Raw genomic sequence first — 4,973 nt, forward strand, 5'->3', positions numbered from 1 at the left:
ACCACCTGCCTTTATGCAACGCTTCCTCCATTCGTAGCCTCTTTTGTATGTATTGCTACGTGCTGGCTCTGCTGATTTTTTCTAAATTTATACCCATTTCAACGGCGCTCAAAATGTTGCTGTTATCTGAGTATTACAATTTAACACACATCTGCAAAATTTCAATAGTGAAACAGTAGAATATTCCCATAAATTAATTCGTGTAACTAATAGCTTCAAAATTCGTGCAATCATTTATCTTTTAATTCCTGTACCCGATAATAATTATTCTAATAAAATATGCATACGTTTTCTTATAATTTGTTTATTTTACTGCATGGATATTACGCTATTTAATAAACTAAATGCAGCAGGAATCATCTCTGATGGTTCGTTGACTAAGATAAAAACAGCTTCCGGCAAACCACTATTTTCGCTGCATTGGGAATTAAAAACCATCCTGTACCTGGGTGTATTATTTCTGAGCAGTGGCATAGGTATTTTGATTTATAAAAATATGGACCGCATCGGGCACCAGGCGGTTTTAATTTTTATTGCACTGGTATGTGCAGGCAGTTTTTACTATTGCCTCAAAAAAAAGCTACCGTTTTCCGTGCAAAAAACAGCATCGCCCAATGTATTTTTCGATTATATTTTGCTACTTGCCTGTTTAACATTTATCAGTTTTACAGGGTACATCCAGTTTCAATACCAGGTGTTTGGTTCCCGCTTTGGACTGGCAACCTTTATCCCCATGATTGTATTATTTTTTTCAGCCTATTACTTTGATAACCTTGCCATTTTAAGTATTGCCATTATAAGTTTTGCAACCTGGGCAGGCATTGTAGTAACGCCCGCTAAAATTTTACAACAAAATGATTTTAAAAGCATCCCTGTTATTGCAACCGGTCTGGCAATTGCAATTATCTTATTACTTGCCGCACTTATAACAAAAAAAAGAAACCTGAAAGCGCATTTTGAATTCACTTACACAAATTTCGGGATACATCTTCTTTTTATTTCCTGCCTTGCAGCCATGTTTAATTTTAGCGCATGGCATCTTGTGTGGTTTTTATTGCTGATAGCCATCAGTTATTTCTTTTATCAAAAAGCTGTCAAAGAAAGATCATTTTATTTTTTATTACTGCTAAGTTTATATGGATACATCGGGCTAAGTTATGTGGTAATCCGCCTGTTGTTTTATACTGCTAATTTAGATATTGGCGGCGTGTACCTTGCCTGCATGTATTTTATAGCCTCTGCAATTGGCCTTATCTTTTTCTTAATAAAAATGAACAAAAAAATTAAGACGCTATGATAGCCTATAATAATGACTGGTTAAATAATTTGCAGGTTCAGCAACAGCTTGAAGAAGCAGCCGCAAAAAATTGTATAAGTAAAGAAGAGAAGGCTGCAGCAATTGCAGCATACTCCACCGGGTTTTATACACCCAATATTTTTATCCGCACAGGATTATTTATTTTAACGGTTGTTATCGCAGTGTTTTCCATTGGACTGATGGCGTTGACATTATCAGGAGGCGGCGGAGAAAACATCTTTGGCGGACTATTGCTATTTTTTAGTGCAGTATCCTATGCTGCCCTTGAATTGATGGTGCGGCAAAAACATCATTATAAATCCGGTACAGATGATGCTTTATTATGGATTACAGGTACCTGCATTATCTGTGGATTCAACCTGATTACGGAGATTTCAGCAACAGGTAATATGATGATTTTATTTGTGATTGGTACCTGCTTTTTTCTTCGCTTTGCCAATGCTATTATGGGTATACTTGTTCCAATTGCCTTTCTATCTATTGTATTTTTAAGTATGGGCAATGCTGGTAATTTTTCGAAAACAGCTACCCCATTTATACTGATGTTGCTCGCTGCCGTCATTTATTTTGTTTCAAAATATTTATTAAAGCAACAACCCTGCAGCAATTATAAAAGTCCGCTCACATTTATGAAAATTACTGCTTTAATAATGATCTATGCAGCAGGAAATTATTATGCGGTAAGTGAAGCATCACTTCAACTATTTCACCAACAACAGGAAGTAGCCATTCCTTTTGGCTGGCTATTCTGGTTCCTCACCTTTTTTATACCCATCGTATATATTTTTAGGGGTATACAAAAAAAAGATATTGTGTTGCTAAGGGTGGGACTGTTATTGCTGGCCGCCATAGTTTTTACAGTTAAGTATTATTATGCTCTGGCACCAATTGAAATTGAAATGGCGCTTGGCGGTTCAATATTAATAGTGATTGCTTATGTGTTGGTTCAATACCTGCAGCAACCAAAATATGGTTTTACATCCACGGTGCGGGCAGACCAACAAATGACTGACAAACTAAATATTGAAGCACTTATAATTGCAGAAACATATGGTGGTGTACAAGAGGGTAATAATGCTACAAATTTTGGTGGTGGCGGTTTTGGTGGTGGTGGAGCAAGCGGAGATTTTTAATTATTTCAACCGGGCGAATAATCAATAAATAAATTGACCTGCATCATTGCAGGTCAACAATCAACTAACTATTTAAAAGAGTCATTAATTAAAAATCTATACCCTCACGTAAATCTTCTTCTTATCCATAACGTAACCAACAATCCAGCATACAAGCATTACGCTGATGGCAAATAACAAGGAGCCAAAATAATCCCCGGCATGCACATAGATCGTATCGTAAATCCATTTGTAAAGGGAAACTTTTGGCTTTACAATAAATACATACAAAAGCGTTACACCCAGTTCACTCAACAGGTAAATGAATAAAGGGTTACGGCCAAATACTTCAAAAAAGTAAGTCCATTTTGTTTTGTGTAAAAAATCGATGATATAAATAACTGCTGAAATAATAATGCAATCCAATCCTACGGTTAAAAGCACAAAAGAAGAGGACCATAATTTTTTGTTCACCGGAAAAAAGTGGTTACATGCCCAGGCCAATGCCAGCAGGCTGGCACCCGCAAGCAGTAGTTGGGCGAGCATTTCGTACGTTTTTCCTTTTCGCTGAATAAAACTTCCAGCAACAAAACCACCTACTATATTACCAACTGCTGACATGGTGCCCAGCAATCCCTCCGGGTCAAAAGCAATGCCTTCGCCATGGTATAAATGATCGTTGCCCAGCAGCCATTTATCCAGCAAAATACCTGCGTTGCCTTCCATGCTAAACGGATCACCCTGGCCATACAGCAATAAAATTACCCAATACAAAACCAGTAACCCAACAGAAATTATGATGGTTATCCTGGGTTTTAAAAAATACAATAATAAGGCAGCAATACCATAGCACAAAGCAATGCGTTGCAACACACCAAAAACACGTGTTTGGCTAAAGGGCGCAAATACCCATTGGCCTGCCACCTGCTTTACAAAAGGAAACCAATACATTAAATAACCCAGCAAAAAAATAATAAAAGTCCTTTTCAAAATTTTCCATACCACAGTGCCAGTTGGTAAATTATTCCACCGGGACATTACAAAACTGAGTGCATTGCCTACCGCGAATAAAAAAGATGGAAATACAAGGTCAGTTGGTGTAAAACCATTCCAGTGAGCGTGCTGTAATTCTGAATAAGTTGTAAGGCCGTTACCGGGTGTATTTACGATGATCATAAAACAAATCGTCATACCACGAAAAACATCCAGCGCAGTAAATCTTTCTGATGCCATAAAGCAGTTTATTTTTTTTAAAAGTATTGAAATATTTTTTGAAATAACAATTGAGTTTCTAGAAACACATGATTATCTGTTGATACCAAAATAAATAATTGTTTAAGGTTTAAGTATTTTAAGCGACCGGCAGCCAGTTTAAATGGCCTTAATTAAAAAATGCCAGACGGCACAGAAACAAGGATAACGTGGATTTGAACTGATGATTCGCATCATCAATTTACAGAGATTGATACAGGCTAATGGATTTTTGTAAAAAAAATGAATCCGTTTTAATCCGTGCATACAGCGCTATCCGTAATTCTATCCTATGTTGGTAAGCAATACAATATTTAGTAAAATGAAAAAGCTTTGGGGGAAGCAAAAAGAAAACAAACGGTTATCTACCTCATTTTTAAAACAGCTTAAAAAAATATCCGCAATAAGCAAAAATTTGAAACACAAAAAAAAGCAACCTGGAAAACCAGATTGCTGTAGTAATTTAAAGGATAATGTTAATAGTATTTTATGGAAATTGATTAACTAAATAGCCCGCCTTTTTTCAATTCACGTGTTCCTTCGCCAATCTTAAATCCATTTTGATAAATCTGTATAATATAGCTTCCTTTCTGGAAAGCTGCACCCGGAACAAATGCAAATTCTACGTTCTTCTTTTTAGATGTTTCAAGATCAACTGGTAATTTAGCAGTAAAAGTCTTGTCACCATCATTGCGAGTTGTAAATGTACCTGAACCCGATTTATCAACAGAAATTGGTTTACCATCCGGACCGATAACAACTACATAAACATCTGTCATTCCTGATTGAATAATACGATTGTTTACATCAAAAGAGATCACCAGTTTACTAACTCGTTTTGCAGTAGTGGTAATTTTTTCTTTGCCATTTTTCTTTACATTAATAGCAGTAATGGCTATGTTAGATGCATTTAAAGTGGAAGCAATATCTACTTTCTTTTCAAGATCCTGCTTCATTACTGTTGTAGCGGTTAAATCGGTAGTCAATTTTTCTTTGTCTGCAGTTAATGTAACTTTATCAGCTGTTAAAGATTGATTTTCCTGTGTTAAACGGGCAACCTCCTGTTCCATTCCTGTAATCTTACCATTTAATTCAGCAATCAACCCTTTAGCTTTTGCGAGTTCTGCTGCAGTAGCATTTTTCTTGTTTAGAATGGTGCGGATCTGGTTTTTTGTTTTCGCAATTTCGCTGGTTTCATCTTTCAATTTACTTGTCAAAGAAGTATTAAGCGTACCCATCGAATCAAGTCGGGCCAATGATCCGTCAAAGTTTTTTTGTATATCACTTTTTTC

4 protein-coding genes are annotated in these 4,973 nt (G+C 36.2%); 2 read left to right on the forward strand and 2 right to left on the reverse strand.

What is annotated here, in order from left to right; all coding sequences use genetic code 11:
* Positions 1 to 316: 316 nt before the first annotated feature.
* Both H7254_RS04350 and H7254_RS04355 read left to right on the forward strand, forming a co-directional pair.
* Positions 317 to 1,297, forward strand: a complete 981-nt coding sequence (locus H7254_RS04350; RefSeq protein ID WP_301931823.1) for a DUF2157 domain-containing protein — start codon at positions 317 to 319, stop codon at positions 1,295 to 1,297.
* Positions 1,294 to 2,451, forward strand: a complete 1,158-nt coding sequence (locus H7254_RS04355) for a hypothetical protein (RefSeq protein ID WP_301931824.1) — start codon at positions 1,294 to 1,296, stop codon at positions 2,449 to 2,451. Before H7254_RS04350 ends, H7254_RS04355 begins: the two co-directional genes overlap by 4 nt.
* 96 nt (positions 2,452 to 2,547) lie before the next feature.
* On the opposite strand, the gene H7254_RS04360 is transcribed toward H7254_RS04355, so the two are convergent.
* Together H7254_RS04360 and H7254_RS04365 are read right to left on the reverse strand one after the other, a co-directional pair.
* The gene (locus H7254_RS04360; protein ID WP_301931825.1) at positions 2,548 to 3,663 is read right to left on the reverse strand and encodes an acyltransferase family protein; all 1,116 of its coding nucleotides are present in this window, start codon (positions 3,661 to 3,663) and stop codon (positions 2,548 to 2,550) included.
* A 518-nt stretch (positions 3,664 to 4,181) separates the two neighbouring features.
* The coding region (locus H7254_RS04365; protein WP_301931826.1) for a hypothetical protein at positions 4,182 to 4,973 on the reverse strand (792 nt) is incomplete at its 5' end.

The sequence above is a fragment of the Ferruginibacter sp. genome, from assembly GCF_014377975.1.
Lineage (GTDB): Bacteria > Bacteroidota > Bacteroidia > Chitinophagales > Chitinophagaceae > Ferruginibacter.

What these genes read in the sequence shown, in the direction of transcription:
- H7254_RS04350 (WP_301931823.1), top strand. Translation starts at nt 317, where the DNA reads ATGGATATTACGCTATTTAATAAACTAAATGCAGCAGGAATCATCTCT.
- H7254_RS04355 (WP_301931824.1), top strand. Translation starts at nt 1,294, where the DNA reads ATGATAGCCTATAATAATGACTGGTTAAATAATTTGCAGGTTCAGCAA.
- H7254_RS04360 (WP_301931825.1), bottom strand. Translation starts at nt 3,663, where the DNA reads ATGGCATCAGAAAGATTTACTGCGCTGGATGTTTTTCGTGGTATGACG.